This is a genomic window from Amycolatopsis sp. (assembly GCF_036008905.1).
In the GTDB taxonomy this organism is placed as follows: Bacteria; Actinomycetota; Actinomycetes; order Mycobacteriales; family Pseudonocardiaceae; genus Amycolatopsis.
On the sequence record NZ_DASYMU010000026.1, the window covers coordinates 14,657 to 31,213 of the forward strand.

Consider the following 16,557-nt stretch of genomic DNA (forward strand, 5'->3'; position numbering starts at 1 on the left):
ACAGAGTAGAGGCGGGTGGGTCCGGGGGTGTTCCGTAGGGTGGGCGCATGTCTGATCGGTTGTACTTCCGGCAGTTGCTCTCCGGCCGCGACTTCGCGGTGGGTGATCCCGTCGCCACGCAGATGGTCAACTTCGCCTATCTGATCGGGGACCGCGAGACCCGCGAAGCCGTCATCGTCGACCCCGCGTACGCCGTGGGTGACCTGCTCGACGTGCTGGCCGAGGACGACATGCGGCTCTCGGGCGTCCTGGTGACCCACCACCACCCGGACCACGTCGGCGGCGAGATGATGGGTTTCGCGCTGCCCGGCCTCGCCGACCTGCTCGCGCGCGAATCGGTTCCGGTGCACGTCAACAACTCCGAGTCCGAATGGGTCAGCCGCACGACCGGCGTCGCGGCGACCGATCTTCGCGGTCACGACCACGACGACGTCGTCGAGGTCGGCTCGATCCCGATCCGCCTGCTGCACACGCCCGGGCACACCCCGGGCAGCCAGTGCTTCCTCGTCGACGGCAGGCTCGTCTCCGGGGACACGCTGTTCCTCGAAGGCTGTGGCCGCACCGATTTCCCCGGTGGTGACGCCGAAGCGATCTACCAGAGCCTGCAGTGGCTCGCGGACCTGCCGGGCAACCCCGTGGTCTACCCGGGTCACCAGTACTCCGCGGAGTCGTCGGCGCCGCTCGACGACGTCCGCCAGGGCAACTTCGTGTTCCGGCCCAAGTCCTTGGCCGAGTGGCACCGGATGTTCAGCGGCTAAGGCGTGTCTCCTAAATGCGTGTCCAGGTGATACACGCTGACAGGACGACGGCGGCTCGGTAGGTGATGGCGAGTTTGTCGTATCATGGCGTGATTTCGCGGATGAGTTCTGACCCGCGCAGCGGAATCGCGCTCAATGCCTCTCGTACCTGGTCAGGACCATCCCACCGGGAAACACCCGCGTCTCCACCAGGTTCAGGTTCACCCAGCTGTCAAGCGTGGTGAAGAACGGCGTGCCGCCGCCCACCAGGACCGGATGGGTGATGATCTCGTACTCATCGACCAGCCCAGCCCGCATGGCCGCCCCGGCCAGCGTTGCACCACCGACCCTCATCGGCCCGCCGTCCTCGGCCTTGAGCCGGGTGATCTCGGCGATCGCGTCGCCAGTCACTATGCGGGTGTTCCAGTCGACCTTGTCGATCGTCGTGGAGGAGAACAGCACCTTCGGCGTGTCCCGCCAGTTCCGCGCGAACTCGATCTCCGCCGGAGTGGCGCCCGGCTGCTGATCACCTGTCGGCCAGTGGGAACTCATCGTCTCCCACAGCCTGTGCCCGTACAGGAACAGGTCGATCGCCTGCTCCTGCTCGAGCCACCACTGGAACAGTTCGTCACTCGACCCGCCCCAGGCAAGGTCGCCGCCGGCCGCGGCGATGTAGCCGTCCAGGCTCAGGTTCATACCGTAGATCAGTTTCCGCATGGCGCCATCCTTCCGTCAGTCGGTCTGAGGCGTATAGACAGGCGCGACGCAGAGTCCTGCTGGGGCCAGAACTTCCCAGAACAAATTTTAGGAGACACGCCTTAGAGGTTTCAGGGCTTGAGGACGATCTTCCCGCGGGTGTGGCGCTTCTCCAGCTCGCGGTAGGCGTCCCGCACGTCGTCCAGGGGATAGGTCCGCGCGATCGGCACTTCGAGGACGCCCTTGGCGATCAGCGCGGCGAGTTCGGAGAGCACTTCCGCGCTCGCCGCGTCCGCGTTGGCCTCCGCCTTGACGCCGTACTTCGTCGCCGCGTCGAAGTCGATGACGGTGTTGATCCGGTCCGCGTGCACGCCAAGGTGGAGCGCCAGCTCGACGTACCCGCCGCCGAAGGTGTCGATGAACGCGTCGATCCGGCCGTCGGAGGCCACCTGGATGCGGTCGAGCGCGCCTTCGCCGTAGGACACCGGGACAACGCCGTGCTCGACCAGCCACGCGTGGTTCGCTTGCCCGGCAAGGCCGATCACCGTCGCCCCGGCGTTCTTCGCGAGCTGCGCGGCCAATGAACCGACCCCGCCCGCCGCGCCGGAAACGACCACGACGTCACCTTCGCTGAGCGACACCGCGCGGACGGCCGCGTACGCCGTCGTCCCCGCGACGAACAGCGATCCCGCTTCGTCCCAGGAGACGTCGGTGGGCATCAGCACCAGGTCTTCGATGTCGACGAGGACGTACTCCGCCTGGCTCGCGCGTTTATGGGTGAAGCCGAAAACCTCGTCGCCGAGCTCGAACTCGCCAGCGTCCACCCCGAGCTCCTCGATAATGCCGGCGAGGTCGCTGCCCTGGCCGGATGGGAACGTCGCGGGCCACTTGTCGGCCGCCAGGCCTTGCCGGATGTACGCCTCGCCGGGGTTGATCCCGGCGGCCTTCACCCGCACCAGAGCCTGCCCTCGTCCCGGAGCCGGACGGTCGACCTCGACCACTCGCAAAACGTCGATGTCGCCGTATTCGTCGAACCTCACCGCTCTTGGCACCGGCACCCCTCCTTGATCAACCGTTGCTCAAGGCAACGATCCCGCGGCCCGGTTTATGCCGCCCGTACGGGTACCCGGCGTACAAAGGGCGGAGAACACGACGAGAACGGGTGGTGCGCGTTGTCGGTGGTGCGGCGCGAAAAGCGTGGCAGATGGGCGTTGGTCGCGGTCGTGACCACGCTGCTCATCGCCGTGCCTTCGGTCGTTTCCGCCGCGCTCCCGCGAGGCGAACGGGCCGATCCTGGCCGGCTGCGCGCGCTCATCGCGGCGTCGGATCGCCAGCCGTACAGCGGCTACGCGGAGAGCAACGGGCAGCTCGGGCTGCCCGATCTGCCCAATCTCGCCGACGTCACATCGTTGCTGAACGGCACGACCCGGATCCGCGCCTGGTACGCCTCACCCGCGTTGTCGCGCGTCGACGTGCTGACCACCGGCAGCGAGCACAGCGTCTATCACGGTCCCGAAGGCGACTTCACCTGGGATTACGCCGCGAACATGCTCACCCAGCTCATCGGTGAGCCCCCGGTCCGGTTGCCGCGCGCCGGAGATCTCCTGCCACCGGAACTCGCGCGCCGGATCCTGGCGGCCGCGCCGGGCGACCCGGTCAGCGCGCTGGAACCCCGCCGGATCGCCGGAATCGCGTCGCCGGGAATCCGGCTCACCCCGGCCGATCCGGACACCACCCTCGGCCAGGTCGACATCTGGGCCGACCCGGCGAGCGGGCTGCCGGTCCGCGTCGAAGTGACCGCGCGGGGACAGGCCGCGCCGATCCTCGTCACCGCGTTCCAGGAGGTCGACCTGCGAAGGCCCGACCTGCCCGCGACGGCACCGGAGCGGGCGCCGAGCACCGGCTACAACGTCGTCAGCGCTCCCGATGTCGCCGACGCACTCGGCGCGATCGGGCAGGTGAAACTGCCCGCGCAGCTCGCCGGACGGCAGCTGCGGCCCGGTGACCTCGGCGGGATCTACGGCACCGGGCTGGGCTCGTTCTTCGCCCTCGCGCTGCCGCGCAACCTCGGCGGCGCGGCGACCGACGCCGCGGGCAAGGCGGGTGCCGCGACCATCCAGCTGCCCGGCGGCACGGCCGTCGCGCAGTCCATCCCCCCGCTCACCCTGATGATCGTCCGCTCGACGGTGTCCCGCCGCTGGTACCTGCTCGCCGGACTCGTGCGTCCGGTGCTGCTGGAGACCGCCGCGCGGGAACTGTCGACCCTGCCGAGGAGCGGCCGTTGATCGTGACCCGCGCGCTGACCAAACGTTTCGGCCGCACGCTGGCCGTGGACTCGGTGGATCTCAAGGTGTCCGAAGGTGACCGCTACGGCTTCCTGGGCCCGAACGGCTCCGGCAAGACCACCCTCGTCCGGATGCTGCTGGGGCTCGTCTACGCGACGAGCGGGGAGATCGAGCTGCTCGGCCGGCCGGTGCCGAAACGGGTCGCCGAGGTGCTGCCGGAGGTAGGCGCGCTCGTCGAAGGGCCCGCCGCCTATGCGCATCTCTCCGGCCGCCGGAACATGATGCTGCTGGACGCGGCGGGCAAGGGCGGCTCGATGCGCACCCGCAAGCGCCGCGTCGACGACGCCCTCGAACAGGTGGGCCTCGCGAGCATCGACAACCGGCCGGTCAAGGCGTACTCGCTCGGCATGCGCCAGCGGCTGGGTATCGCGAGCGCCCTGCTGCGCAAACCCCGGCTGCTCATCCTCGACGAACCCACCAACGGGCTGGATCCCCGCGGTATCAAGGAAATCCGCGAACTGCTCAGCACCTTGAACGAAGGCGGGACCACGGTGTTCCTGTCCAGCCACCTGCTGGCCGAGGTCGAACAGCTCTGCACCCGCATCGGCGTGGTCGACCGGGGCCGCCTGGTGCTGGAGGACCACGTGAGCGGCATGCGCGCCCCGACCGGCCGGATCCTGGTCGACACGCCCGATCCCGCGGCCGCGGCGGCGCTGCTGGACGGTCAGCTCGAAGGCCGAGACGGCGAGCGGTTGTTCGTCCGGCACGCCGATCCCGCCGGGCTCAACGCGTTGCTCGTCCAAGGCGGTGTCCGGGTCGCGGCGATCAATCCGGAACGCCGGTCGCTGGAACAGGTCGTGCTCGACGTGACCGGCTCGGGTTCCGACCGGTTCGACGGGCGTGCGTCGTGATCGCCGTCGAACTGCGCAAGCTCGCGCTGCGCCCGCGGATCTGGGTGAGCCTCTTCCTGCTGTGCCTGCTGCCCGCGATCGTCGGGGTTTTCCTTGCCACGGCGGATTTCGCGCCACCGCCAGGCCAGGGCGGCGCGTTCCTGTCCGCGGTACTGAGCAACGGTTCTCTCTACCCGGCCGCCGCGCTGGCGTTGGTGCTGCCCATTTTCCTGCCGCTTTCGGTCGCCGTCACCGCCGGCGACTCGATCGCCGGTGAGGCGTCGAGCGGCATGCTGCGGTACCTGCTGGTGCGCCCGGTCGGCCGGACACGGTTGCTGGCGGCGAAATTCGTGGCGCTCGCCGTGTACATCCTCGTGGCCGTGCTGCTGGTGGTGTTCACGTCGCTGGCGCTGGGTTTGTGGCTGTTCGGCGGGGGCGCCGAGGCCGTCGGCGGGCCGGGTGGCGTGACGTCGCTGTCGGGGCCCGCGCTGAGCACGACCGGACTGGGCCTGCGGCTGCTCGGCGCGATCAGCTACATCATGATCTCGATGCTCGGGTTCGGCGCCATCGGCGTTTTCCTGTCCACGGTGAGCGATTCCGCGCTCGGCGCGGCGCTGGGCGCGCTCGCCGTCCTGATCACGAGCTCGGTCCTGGAGACGCTCGACGCGGCCGCGGTCGTGAAGCCCTATCTGCCCACGCATTACTGGCTTTCGTGGATCGACTTCTTCCGCGACCCGGTGTTCTGGCGCAACATCGACAGCGGCCTGCTGCTGCAAGCCGGGTACATCGTGGTGTTCTTCGGTGCGGCGTGGGCGAACTTCGCGACCAAGGACGTCACGAGCTAAGGACAGCGGGTCGGCGCGGCCAGTGGCGCTGAGCCGAGTGCCCGCAGGACCAGTCCCGTGACCGCGGGATCCGTCGGCAGGTCACCGTGCCCGATCCGCGAGCTCGTGCAGATCTGCTGCAGTGAAACGTTCACCGCACCCGCGAGCCTGGCGGAATCCGGCGGGGTAACGGTCTCGTCGTTCTCGGTCCACACCGAAAGCCAGGGCAACGCCGGCGGCAGCGGCTCGCTTTCGAACGACCGCAGCAGCGCGCTTCCCGGCGTCAGCTGCTGGCACGCCACCGGGCACGCGCCGGGAACCAGCGCGCCGCCGACCCCGGCGATCCGCGCGCCGTGCAGCGGGGCACCCAGCGTGATCACCCGGCGTGCCTGGTGGTCACCGCCTTCGCGGGCGACCCAGAGCCGCGCGACGACCCCGCCCGCGGAGTAGCCGATCACGTCGACCGAGGGCGCACCGCGTCCGTACGCCGCGTCGACGGCGTCGGTGAGGACTTCGACCTGGCCGAGCAGATCACCGGTCCCGTCGCCGGTCAGCGTGAGGACCTCGGCCTCGCGCCCGGCGTCGCGGATGTGTTCGGCCAGCGTCAGCAGCCCGCCCCGGCTGCCGCCGTACCCGGGCACCAGCAGTACCGGTCCGAGGCGCTCCTGCGCCGGTACACCTTCTTGGGGAGCGCCTGTCCGGGTCGCGGCGACAGCGGTCAGGGTGCCCGCGGCGGCGAGCAGCACCGCGACCACGGCCAGCAAAAGCCGTCGCCGTGGGCTGAGACCCCGCAACCAGGCTGGACCGCGCACCCCTCCATGATGCACGCGCACCCGGTCAAGTCAGGGTGTGCGATCGCTCCCGGGCGCTTCGACGATGTTCCGTTCGATGAACTCGTGCAGCACATCGCGCATGATCTCCACGGAGCTGCCCGGCCTGCCGGTGACGACCTGGATGCCGAGCCCGTCGATCAGGGCGGTGAGCTGGGCCGCGGCCTGATCGGCGTCCTGCGCCCGGAAGACGTGCTGCTCCTGCCCGGTGCGCAGCGTCATCGCGATGGTGCGGTACCAGCGGTCGTAGGAATCCCAGTACAGCGAGCGCAGGCCCGGGTTGAGCGCGCTTTCGTTCCACACCTGCAGCCACACCGACCATTCCGCGCGCATCGGCCCGTCGCTCGGGAGCTGGAGCTCGACGAGCCGCAGGAGCCGCTCGCGGGCGTCGTCGATCGAGTGGAGCTCGGCGACCTGCCGGTCGAAGGCGAGTTTCACGTTGTGGCGCAACGCTTCGTTGAGCACCTTGGTCTTGGTGGGGAAGTAGTAGTGGATGGTGGCGGTACTGGTGCCGCACGCCTTCGCGATGTCGGCGATCCGCACGCGGTGGTAGCCGTGCTCGGCGATCAGCTGCCACGCCGTTTCGAGGATCCGGCGCCGCGGCTCGGACGGCTCGGCCGGATTCGCGGCGGGCCGGGTGGCAGGCGACGGCACCGCGGCGACCGTCGCCGCGTCGTCGCTGCCGTTGAGCAGCCAGTTGACCGTGACGCCGCAGTATTCGGCGACCCGGACCAGTTCGTGGGGTGAAAACCGGCGGGTGCCGCTCAGCGCCTTGGACAACTTGGTTTCGTCGAGACCGATGGCGCCGGCGAACTCCCGCTGCGCCCCCGGCATGGCCCGGATCAGCTCGCGGACCCGTTGCCGCAGCTCGTCGGTCCCGTCCATGCCAGAAGACGGTAATCACGAGTTGCGATTATCGCAACGCTCGTTGGGGTTGTACGCCGTCTGAGCGTCCTCGATGACCGGTGTCGCATTCATGGGGCAACCCGGCATCTCCAGTAAGGTCGAGGTTACCTTCTTGGAAACTGCCCACGAGATGTCGACATCTCGTGATCTCTCAGGAACAAAGAGATCGCCATCTGTCGACAGATGGCGAAAGCCGTGTGGGCGACCGGGCGGTGGAATGACCGTACATTTGCTTGTGTGCCAAGGGGATCCCGCCGAGCCGTCCACATTCCGGGAGTCGTTGACACGGTCGGCGCGGGACTTGAAGACTCTCCGACCATGAACCGTGGCACCCTGCTGGTCTGCCGTCTGCACGTCGACCTCCGGCGCCAGGCGAGCGCGATCTGTCCCGACGCCTGAGCCGTGCCCCGCTGGTTTTCCCCGTGCCCCAGGAGAAACCGTGTCCTTCTCCACCACAAGCCTGCTCGACCACGCCCCTACGACCACCGATCCGACGCCGCCGCCACGAACGCGGCGGAGGCGTCTTCCCGACCTCCGCAGATGGATCAGCCCTGTCGCGCTGCTCGTGCTGTGGCAGGTTTCCAGTGCCACCGGACTCCTCCCGCCCGACAAACTCAGTTCACCGTGGACAGTCCTGCAATCCGGGGTCGAAGTCGCGCGCACCGGCGAGCTCGGTGCCGCGTTCACCGTGTCGCTCGGCCGGGTGGCCGTCGGATTCCTGGTGGGTGCCACGATCGCGGTCGCCCTCGGGATCGCGGCCGGCCTGTCGAAATGGGGCGAGGTCCTCATCGACCCGCCCGTGCAGATGTTGCGGACACTGCCGTTCCTGGGCCTGATCCCGCTGTTCATCCTCTGGTTCGGCATCGGCGAGGAACCGAAGATCGCACTGGTCGCGCTGGGCGTGGCGTTCCCGTTGTACCTCAATGTCCATTCCGGCATCAGGAATTCCGACGATCAGCTCATCGAGGCGACCACCGCGCTCGGCTACACCAGGGCTGAACGGCTGTGGCACGTCATCCTTCCCGGCGCGATTCCCCAGACACTGGTCGGACTCCGGCTTTCGCTCGGCACGGCGTGGCTCGCCTTGATCGTCGGCGAGACGGTCAACGCCGACGCGGGGCTCGGGTACCTCATCACGAACGCGCGGGAGTTCCTCCGGACTGACGTGGTCGTGGTCGGGCTGGTGGTTTACGCGGCACTGGGCCTCGCGACGGACTTCCTGGTGCGGCTGCTGGAAAGGCGGGCCCTGCGATGGCGGGCACGGTAGAGATCCATGGCCTGACGAAACGGTTCGGCGATCGCACGGTACTGGAGAACCTGGACCTCTCCATCGAACCCGGCGAGTTCGTGGCGTTGCTCGGCCGCAGCGGTTCCGGGAAGTCGACGCTGCTGCGCGTACTGGCCGGGCTCGACAGCGAGATCGACGGCGAAGCGGTCGTCCGCGGGACGGTTTCGGTCGCGTTCCAGCAGCCGCGTCTGCTGCCGTGGCGCAAGGTGTGGCGCAACGTCGTGCTCGGGCTCGGCAAGCAGTCCGACGATCGCCGGCTGGCGCTGCGCGCGCTCGAAGAGGTCAGGCTCGTCGACCACGCCGACGACTGGCCGCGCACGCTTTCCGGCGGTGAGGCGCAACGGCTTTCGCTCGCCAGGGCGCTCGTCCGCGAGCCCGACCTGCTGCTGCTCGACGAGCCGTTCGGCGCGCTGGACGCGTTGACCAGGATCGCGATGCAGCGCCTCGTCGAGGACCTCTGGCAGCGGCATCGGCCCAGCGTGCTGCTCGTGACGCACGACGTCGACGAAGCCTTGCTGCTCGCCGACCGGGTTCTCGTGCTGGACGAGGGCCGCATTGTCTCCGTGCACGCGCTCGGCCATCCCCGGCCGAGACGGCTCGCCGATCACATGGACGTCCGCACGAAGGTGCTGGCCGATTTGGGAGTGACCGAAGATGCGCTTGCGTAGCTGGACGATCGCCGCCGCCGCGTTGCTGGCGGCGGCCGGGCTCTCGGCCTGTGGAGGCGGTGAGCCCGCGCCGTCCGCCGTCCCGGCGCCGGTCAGCCGGGCCGACCTCGCCAAGGTGACCCTGAAGGTCGGCGACCAGAAGGGCGGCTCGAAGTCCTTGCTCACGGCCGCGAACCTGCTGGGCGACGTGCCGTACAAGATCGAGTGGGCCACCTTCACCTCCGGTCCGCCGCTGCTGGAGGCCGCGTCCGCGGGCGCGATCGACATCGGCGGCGTCGGCAACACACCGCCGATCTTCGCGGCCGCGGCGAAGGCGAAGATCTCCGTGGTCAGCGGGGCGAAAGGCAACGTCACGAGTGACACGCTGCTGGTCCCCGGTGATTCCCCGCTGAAGGACGTGAGCGAACTGCGCGGCAAGTCGGTCGCGGTCGCGAAGGGAAGTTCGGCGCACGGCCAGATCCTGCTGGCCCTGCGGAAAGCCGGACTGTCCACAAAGGATGTCAAGCTGACGTTCCTGCAGCCGTCCGAGGCCTACGCCGCGTTCAACCAGCACCAGGTCGACGCCTGGGCGGTCTGGGACCCGTACACCTCGCAGGCGCAGCTCGAGTCGAAGGCCAGGGTGCTCACCGACGGCACGGGCACGTCCAACGGCTACACCTTCCAGGTCGCCGGCGCGAACGCGCTGGGGGACGCGGGCAAGAACTCCGCCATCCGCGACTATGTGGTCCGGATCGCGCAGGCGCAGAAATGGGCCGACACGCATCGCCCGGAATGGGCCCGGGCGTGGGCCAAGGAAACCGGGCTCTCCGCGGAGGTCGCCCAGGCCACCGTCGACCGCGGGGGAGACCTGCCGGTGGCGCTCGACGATCCACTGGTCGCGTCGGAGCAGCAGCTCGCGGACGCTTTCACCGAGGACAAGACCTTGCCGGGCAAGGTCGACTTCGCCACCTTCGTGGACCGGCGTTTCGGTCCCGACCTCGACGCCGCCAGGAGTAAATGATGAGCGTGAAACTGCACTGGTTCCTCCCGACCTCCGGCGACGGCCGCACGATCGTCGAACGCTTCCACGCCAACAAGTCCCAGGGCCCGACGGCGCAGCGCGACCCGGACATCGACTACCTCGCGCAGGTCGCGCAGGCCGCCGAGCGCATGGGTTTCGAAGGCGTGCTGACCCCGACGGGCACCTGGTGTGAGGACTCCTGGCTGACCACGGCCGCGTTGATCCGCGAGACGAAGACGCTGAAGTTCCTGGTCGCCTTCCGCCCGGGCACGATCTCGCCGACGCTGGCCGCGCAGATGGCGGGCACCTACCAGCGCATCTCCGGCGGCCGCCTGCTGCTGAACATCGTCACCGGCGGCGACGCCGTGGAGCAGCGCCGGTTCGGCGACTGGCACGACCACGACGAGCGTTACGCCCGCACCGATGAGTTCCTGTCGATCCTGCGCGGGGTGTGGTCCGGTAAGCCGTTCGACTTCGAGGGGGAGCACCTGCGGGTCGCCGGGGCGACCACCCTGGCCTCGCCGACACCGACCCCGGAGGTCTACTTCGGCGGCTCGTCACCGGCCGCGTTGCCGGTGGCCGCCCGGCACGCCGACGTCTACCTGACCTGGGGCGAGCCGCCGGCGCAGGTCGCGGAGAAGATCGGCAAGGTGCGCGAGCTGGCGGAGGAGCAGGGCCGGAAGGTCCGGTTCGGCGTCCGGCTGCACACGATCTCGCGGGACTCGTCGGCCGAAGCGTGGGCGGAGGCGCAGAAGCTGCTCGACGCGCTGAGCCCCGACCAGGTCGAGAAGGCCCAGAAGCAGCTGGCGGCCAGCGAGTCGATCGGGCAGCAGCGCATGGTCGCCCTGCACGGAGGCGCGCTGGATGCCGGGGTGCGGGGCCTGGAGATCCACCCGAACCTGTGGGCCGGGGTCGGCCTGGTCCGCGGCGGCGCGGGAACGGCTCTGGTCGGCAACCACGCCGAGGTCGCCGATCTCATCGAGGAGTACCACTCGCTCGGCGTCGACGAGTTCGTGCTCTCCGGGTATCCGCACCTGGAAGAGGCGTACTGGTTCGGCGAGGGCGTCCGGCCCGAGCTTTCCCGGCGCGGGTTGCTTTAAGGACTGTTGCTTCAAGGACTGTCGAGCAGGCCGTTCGGTGGCAGCGGCGGATACGTCACGAGCACCCCGCCCGGGACGGGCATGACCGACAGCGGCCTCAACACCCCTCGCTGGGTGAGGAAGAACCGGGTGCTGCGGTCGGGGTCGCCGGTGATCACCGCTTGCCGCCGGGGCTGGTCCGCCGCGTCTTCGCCCGGTACCTCCGGCAGCGCGCCGACCTGGATCTGCCCGATCATGGCGAGCGCGGCCAACGTCGTGAGCAGGCGCGGGTCGACGCGTCCCCACCGCAGCAGCCCGGCGGTGTCGCCCTCCGCGATCACGCGGGACGAATCCGCGAGCACGGTGCCCACGCGGCTGCGGGAGAGCTGTTCGCCTTGGGGCGCCGGGAGTTCCCCGGCGGTGAGCCGCGCGATCTGGACCTCGTCGAAGATCGCGACCGGCCTCGCCAGCAACATCGCGGAGCGAGGGGAGACGGTGACCATCCACTCGGCGGCCGGGCAGCTCGTCTCGCAGTTCGACACGAGGTCCAGCGAGCCCGTCGGCCACCCCGCCGCCGCGAGCTCCGCCCAGCCCGCGTCATCGGTGAGCACACGGGACCCGGAGGCGTTGTCCAGCAACCACTTCCGCGCCTGGGCCAGTGCCGACGGTGTTCGCTCGCCGGCTTCGAGTTTCACGAACCCGCTCACCCAGCTCGCCATGGTTCCCGCGACGAGGATCGCGATGGCGAACAGCGGGCGGAGGCGGCGGCGTCGTGTCGAACGGCGATGGCTCGGCCGGGGGCGGGTGTCCGGTACCGCGGACAGGGATCCGGCCACGAGTAAGGCGATGATCGGCAAGAGCATCGCGAGCACGCCGGGTCTGGGCGTGCCCTGCCACAGCAGCGCCAGAGCCAGCAGCGCGACACTCAATGCCCAGGGTCTCAGCCGGTGCACGAAAACACTCACCGCGACCGCGAACGCGCCGATGGCCACCAGCGCGGGATCGAGCGTGAGCCAGCCGCCGATGCCCGGCTGTGCGGTGTCCGGCAGGCCCGGCCGGAGAAGCCCGGCGGCGGGCCCGAACGCGAGACCCAGCCCGGCTTCGAACACCAATGCCGTGAGCACCACCCGTTTCCCTTCGCGGCGCCGCAGCATCAGCCAGGCCGCGGCGGGTACGAAAGCGAGTGCCAGCGGGGAAGTCAGCACGGCGAAGAGCAGGTACAACGCGGCGAGCAGGTCATGGGCGAGCGGTGGTTCGCGGTGCGGGGAACAGATCACCACCAGCGCGGCGAGTATCCACGGCACGGCGAGGTTCTCGATGACGACAAGACGATGCAGGCCGATGGCGAGCGGGGAGACGGCGAGGACGACCACGGCTGTCGCCGCCGCCCAGCGTGGCATTTCGAGCCTGCGGAGGAGTACCCACAGCAGGGCGGTGCTCAGGATTCCAGCCACCACAACGGCTTCACGGACCCCGGCGATCTGCTCCTGCCGGTCGAACGCCCTGGTGAGGAAGGTATACCCGGCGAGCTGCGCCTCGCCGAAGGGACTTCTCCCGCTGGTTTCGTTGCCAGGGAACGATTCCAGGCGGCTGAGCGCGAAGACCCTGGCGACCGGCGACGCTTCGAGGTCGTAGTCCGGCCTTGCCGCGTTGAAGAACCCGAGTCGCACCCCGCTCGCCAAGACGAGAAGAGCGAGCAGGGTATGGGGGAACAGCAAGCGCGACCGGCGAACGGAAAGCGCAATCCCCCAACTGGGCTGGGTCATTGCGGAAAGCGTAGTGCTCGGCCGGTCTTTCGTCGGGTGAACGGCGAGTAGTCACCGGTACGGCTCATAAACGGTGAGTTACTGTGCCCGGGTTTACTGCAGGGTCCGGGAAAGCGTCAACGCCGCCGTCCGCACCGCCGGTGCCACCCGTTCCGTGCGCATTCTGTCGGCCCAGCCGGAAATGGAGATCGCCGCGAGCGCCCGGCCGCCCGCGTCGAGCAGCGGGCTCGCCGCGCACACCACGCCGACGGCGGATTCCTCGCGTTCGTAAGCGATTCCCTCGCCGCGGACCTTCGTCAAATGCTTGCGCAGCAGGCCGGGCGCGGTGATCGTCCGGGGGCTGACCCGGGCCAGACCGGCGGCGATCACCTTTTCGACTTCGGATTCCGGGATATAGGCCAGAATTGCTTTTCCGACGCCGGTGGCGTGCGCGGGAAACCGCCCGCCGATACGCGAAGGAAGTGTCGGCGCGTCAGGTCCGCGTAGAATGTCCAGGTAGACGACTTCCGTACCTTCGAGTACGGCCAAATGCACGGTGTTGCGGGTCGCTTCGCGAAGATCGGCGAGATAGGGACGGGCGGCGTCGACCAAGCCGCGTTGGCGAATTGCCAGTTGGCCGATTTCGAAGAGTTTCAGCCCGAGCCGGACGCTGGTGCCTTCGCGTTCGAGCAGCCCGGTGGTCACCAGATGGCCCACCAGCCGGTGCACGGTCGACTTCGCGAGTTCGGTGCGCCGCGCGAGCTCGGAGATGCCCAGTACGTCGTCCCCGGGTTCGAACGCGGTCAGCAACGCCGTGAGCCGGATCGCGGTCAGGCCGTCTTCGTTCCGCTCAGCGGCACACATGTCAGGAGTCTGCGCCGAGGACCAGCCGGACGCAATGGGAAACCAGCCGATCGCGCGAAACCTTCAGCGAGCCGTTCAGGTAGGCGATGAACACGTTGCCCAGCGCGCCGACCAGTCCGATCGCGACCATCTGCCGCTCCAGGTCGTCACCGCTGGAGAGCTGACCGCGGACGAGTTCGGCGAACGAGGGTAGTAGTTCCACGCCGCGCTGGCTCAACGCCGGGTCGGTCATCGGGGCGAGCAGCAGGACCCGGCCCTTGCGCGGGTCGTCGACCATCAACTCGACGAACGAGGTGACCGCCGCTTCGGCCAGCGCTTCCGGATCGGAGGTTTCCCGGACGGCTTCGGCCAGCGCGCGGTGGGCCAGTGCGCCGACGTGCTCGTACACCGCGAGGACGAGATTTTCGCGATCGCTGAAGCTTTCGTAGAAGTAGCGCTCGGTGAGTTTCGCGTGGCGGCAGACCGCGCGGACGCTGACCGCCGCGGTGCCTTCGGTGCCGAGCAGGTCGAGTCCGGTTTCGAGCAGTCGCGCGCGCCTGGTGGCCTTGCGGTCGTCCAGCGTGGTGCCCGCCCAGGTCCGGCTCGGGGTCGTCATGCACTTACCTACTCGTCGGTTGACTACGGGTGTTGTCAACCATACGCTGACAACGCTCGTAGTCAGTTCATCTCTGGTGCAAGGATCGACACAGTCAGTTCATCTTTGGTTCAGGGATCGACACAGTCAGTTGCCCGCCGCACCGAGGAGTACCGGGAAATGACCCAGCACGAAGAACCCGTCCCGCTCGGCCCGGATTCGCTGACCTGGAAGTACTTCGGCGACTGGCGTGGCCTGCTCATCGGGCTGTGGGCCGGGTCGATGCAGAACATGCATCCCGAGCTCGGCGCGGGCGTCGACGAGCATTCGCAGTTCTTCCGGGAACGCTGGCAGCGGCTGTTCCGGTCGCTGTACCCGATCGGCGGGGTGGTCTACGACGGCCCGAAGGCGCACCAGACCGCGCTGCAGGTCCGCGGCTACCACGACAACATCAAGGGCGTCGACTCCCGTGGCCGCCGTTATCACGCGCTCAACCCCGACACGTACTACTGGGCGCACTCGACGTTCTTCATGAGCACGATCCTCATCGCCGACAACTTCATGGGCGGGATCTCCGAAGCCGGGAAGCGACAGCTGTTCACCGAGCACGTGCAGTGGTACCGGATGTACGAGATGAGCATGCGGCCGGTACCGGAGACCTGGGAGGACTTCCAGGTCTACTGGAAGCACATGTGCGCCGAAGTCCTCGAAGACAACAAGGCGACCCGGGATGTCCTGGAGATCAGTGACATCGCCAAACCGCCGTTCCTGCCGTGGCTGCCGGACTTCGTGTGGAACCGGCTGCGGATCCTGATCGCCAAGAACTTCGTCTGGGTGACCGTCGGGATGTACGACCAGGAGATCCGCGACCTGCTCGGGTACCGCTGGACGGAACGCGACGCTCGACGCCACCACCGGTTCGGGCGCATGATCCATCACATGTTCAAACTCGTCCCGCACGACCGCCGCTACCACCCGCGTGCCCGCGCGGGCTGGCGGCGCGTGCGCGGCGAGTCGACCCCGCTCGTCGAGACCCCGGCGCGGAACCTGCCGCCGGCGGCCGAGCGGGGCAACCCCAGTCACTACTCGCCGCCGCTTGAGGAGATCACATGAAACTGGGCTTCCACCTCGGCTACTGGTCGTCCGGGCCGCCCGCGGGCGCGCTCGAAGCCGTCCTCCAGGCGGAGAAGCTCGGTTTCGACTCCGTGTGGACGGCGGAGGGCTACGGCTCCGACGCGTTCACCCCGCTGGCCTGGTGGGGCGCCTCGACGAGCCGGTTGACGCTCGGCACCAACATCGTGCAGATGGCGGCGCGCACGCCGACGGCGACCGCGATGAGCGCGATGACGCTGGACCACCTGTCCGGCGGCCGGTTCGTGCTCGGGCTCGGCGCGTCCGGGCCGCAGGTCGTCGAAGGCTGGTACGGGCAGCCGTACCCGCGCCCGCTCGCCAGGACCCGGGAGTACGTCGAGATCGTGCGCAAGGTCGTCGCGCGCGAAGAACCCGTCACGGTCGACGGCGACTTCTTCCAGTTGCCGCTCAAGGGCGGGACCGGGCTGGGGAAGTCGTTGAAGTCCACGGTCCACCCGCTGCGCAAGGAGATCCCGATCTACCTCGCCGCCGAGGGCCCGAAGAACGTGGCGCTGTCGGCGGAGATCTGCGACGGCTGGCTGCCGCTGTTCTTCTCGCCCAAGAGCGACGACTTCTACCGCAAGGCGCTGGAAGAGGGCTTCGCGCGGCCGGGTGCGCGGCACACCCTCGCGGACTTCGAGGTGGCGGCGTCGGTGCCGGTGATCGTGCACGACGACGTCGAGACCGCGGCGAACTTCATCAAGCCCTCGCTCGCGCTGTACATCGGCGGGATGGGCGCGAAGACCGTCAACTTCCACCACGACGTCTTCGCGCGGCTGGGCTACGAGGACGTCGCCGACAAGGTGCAGGAGCTCTACCTCGCGGGCCGCAAACCCGAGGCGATCGCCGCCATCCCGACGAGTCTCGTCGAGGACACCGCGCTGATCGGCCCGGCGGCGAAGATCCGTGAAGAACTGGCCGCGTGGGAGAAAACCGTGGTCACGACCCTGCTGGTGCAGGGCAGTGCGGCAAGTTTGGGTGCGGTCGCCGACGCCCTGTTATGACGGTCACCTGGGGCTAACCTGACTGCCCAGGAGGCC

General features: G+C 68.9%; 17 protein-coding genes. 10 read left to right on the forward strand and 7 right to left on the reverse strand.

Annotated features, from left to right (window positions below):
• The first annotated feature begins 47 nt into the window (after window positions 1-47).
• The gene (locus VGP60_RS05110; RefSeq protein WP_327546679.1) at window positions 48-758 is read left to right on the forward strand and encodes an MBL fold metallo-hydrolase; all 711 of its coding nucleotides are present in this window, start codon (window positions 48-50) and stop codon (window positions 756-758) included.
• Window positions 759-890: 132 nt separating this feature from the next.
• On the opposite strand, the gene VGP60_RS05115 is transcribed toward VGP60_RS05110, so the two are convergent.
• Together VGP60_RS05115 and VGP60_RS05120 are read right to left on the reverse strand one after the other, a co-directional pair.
• Window positions 891-1,454 (reverse strand): dihydrofolate reductase family protein, encoded by a 564-nt coding sequence (locus VGP60_RS05115; protein WP_327546680.1) that lies wholly within the window; start codon window positions 1,452-1,454, stop codon window positions 891-893.
• A 110-nt stretch (window positions 1,455-1,564) separates the two neighbouring features.
• Window positions 1,565-2,485, reverse strand: coding sequence for an NADP-dependent oxidoreductase (locus tag VGP60_RS05120; RefSeq protein WP_327546681.1), 921 nt, complete (start codon window positions 2,483-2,485; stop codon window positions 1,565-1,567).
• Window positions 2,486-2,656: 171 nt separating this feature from the next.
• Here VGP60_RS05120 and VGP60_RS05125 point away from each other — a divergent pair, with 171 nt between their 5' ends.
• Genes VGP60_RS05125 through VGP60_RS05135 form a run of 3 tightly spaced genes read left to right on the forward strand, consistent with a single transcriptional unit; the run spans window position 2,657 to window position 5,453 of the window.
• Complete coding sequence (locus VGP60_RS05125; protein ID WP_327546682.1) at window positions 2,657-3,718, forward strand: hypothetical protein; 1,062 nt, start codon at window positions 2,657-2,659, stop codon at window positions 3,716-3,718.
• A gap of 2 nt (window positions 3,719-3,720) precedes the next feature.
• Complete coding sequence (locus VGP60_RS05130) at window positions 3,721-4,629, forward strand: ABC transporter ATP-binding protein (RefSeq protein ID WP_327546713.1); 909 nt, start codon at window positions 3,721-3,723, stop codon at window positions 4,627-4,629.
• Window positions 4,626-5,453 (forward strand): ABC transporter permease, encoded by an 828-nt coding sequence (locus tag VGP60_RS05135; RefSeq protein WP_327546683.1) that lies wholly within the window; start codon window positions 4,626-4,628, stop codon window positions 5,451-5,453. Before VGP60_RS05130 ends, VGP60_RS05135 begins: the two co-directional genes overlap by 4 nt.
• On the opposite strand, the gene VGP60_RS05140 is transcribed toward VGP60_RS05135, so the two are convergent.
• Both VGP60_RS05140 and VGP60_RS05145 read right to left on the reverse strand, forming a co-directional pair.
• Complete coding sequence (locus VGP60_RS05140) at window positions 5,450-6,244, reverse strand: lipase (RefSeq protein ID WP_327546684.1); 795 nt, start codon at window positions 6,242-6,244, stop codon at window positions 5,450-5,452. The two genes, VGP60_RS05135 and VGP60_RS05140, sit on opposite strands and share 4 nt — an antisense overlap.
• A gap of 30 nt (window positions 6,245-6,274) precedes the next feature.
• Entirely contained in the window at window positions 6,275-7,147 is an 873-nt protein-coding gene (locus tag VGP60_RS05145) for a TetR/AcrR family transcriptional regulator (RefSeq protein WP_327546685.1), read from the reverse strand.
• 460 nt (window positions 7,148-7,607) lie between these two features.
• On the opposite strand from VGP60_RS05145, the gene VGP60_RS05150 reads away from it, so the two are divergent.
• Genes VGP60_RS05150 through VGP60_RS05165 form a run of 4 tightly spaced genes read left to right on the forward strand, consistent with a single transcriptional unit; the run spans window position 7,608 to window position 11,224 of the window.
• Complete coding sequence (locus VGP60_RS05150; protein WP_414640290.1) at window positions 7,608-8,435, forward strand: ABC transporter permease; 828 nt, start codon at window positions 7,608-7,610, stop codon at window positions 8,433-8,435.
• Window positions 8,420-9,124 carry an ABC transporter ATP-binding protein gene (locus VGP60_RS05155; protein ID WP_327546686.1) on the forward strand — a complete coding sequence of 235 codons (705 nt, stop codon included), beginning with the start codon at window positions 8,420-8,422 and terminating at the stop codon, window positions 9,122-9,124. The genes VGP60_RS05150 and VGP60_RS05155 overlap by 16 nt, the downstream gene beginning before the upstream one ends.
• Entirely contained in the window at window positions 9,111-10,124 is a 1,014-nt protein-coding gene (locus tag VGP60_RS05160) for an ABC transporter substrate-binding protein (protein WP_327546687.1), read from the forward strand. Before VGP60_RS05155 ends, VGP60_RS05160 begins: the two co-directional genes overlap by 14 nt.
• A complete protein-coding gene (locus tag VGP60_RS05165; protein WP_327546688.1) occupies window positions 10,124-11,224 on the forward strand; it encodes an LLM class flavin-dependent oxidoreductase in 1,101 nt (366 codons plus the stop codon). The genes VGP60_RS05160 and VGP60_RS05165 overlap by 1 nt, the downstream gene beginning before the upstream one ends.
• A gap of 11 nt (window positions 11,225-11,235) precedes the next feature.
• Here VGP60_RS05165 and VGP60_RS05170 read toward each other — a convergent pair whose 3' ends face one another.
• The 3 genes from VGP60_RS05170 to VGP60_RS05180 form a co-directional block, all read right to left on the reverse strand.
• A complete protein-coding gene (locus VGP60_RS05170) occupies window positions 11,236-12,969 on the reverse strand; it encodes a glycosyl transferase (protein ID WP_327546689.1) in 1,734 nt (577 codons plus the stop codon).
• Between the two features lie 93 nt (window positions 12,970-13,062).
• On the reverse strand, window positions 13,063-13,812 hold the full coding sequence (locus VGP60_RS05175) for an IclR family transcriptional regulator (RefSeq protein ID WP_327546690.1): 750 nt from the start codon (window positions 13,810-13,812) through the stop codon (window positions 13,063-13,065).
• Between the two features lies 1 nt (window position 13,813).
• On the reverse strand, window positions 13,814-14,407 hold the full coding sequence (locus tag VGP60_RS05180; RefSeq protein ID WP_327546691.1) for a TetR/AcrR family transcriptional regulator: 594 nt from the start codon (window positions 14,405-14,407) through the stop codon (window positions 13,814-13,816).
• Window positions 14,408-14,566: 159 nt separating this feature from the next.
• Between VGP60_RS05180 and VGP60_RS05185 the strand changes: the two genes are divergently transcribed.
• Together VGP60_RS05185 and VGP60_RS05190 are read left to right on the forward strand one after the other, a co-directional pair.
• Complete coding sequence (locus VGP60_RS05185; protein WP_327546692.1) at window positions 14,567-15,499, forward strand: oxygenase MpaB family protein; 933 nt, start codon at window positions 14,567-14,569, stop codon at window positions 15,497-15,499.
• The gene (locus tag VGP60_RS05190; RefSeq protein WP_327546693.1) at window positions 15,496-16,521 is read left to right on the forward strand and encodes an LLM class F420-dependent oxidoreductase; all 1,026 of its coding nucleotides are present in this window, start codon (window positions 15,496-15,498) and stop codon (window positions 16,519-16,521) included. The genes VGP60_RS05185 and VGP60_RS05190 overlap by 4 nt, the downstream gene beginning before the upstream one ends.
• Window positions 16,522-16,557: the final 36 nt, after the last annotated feature.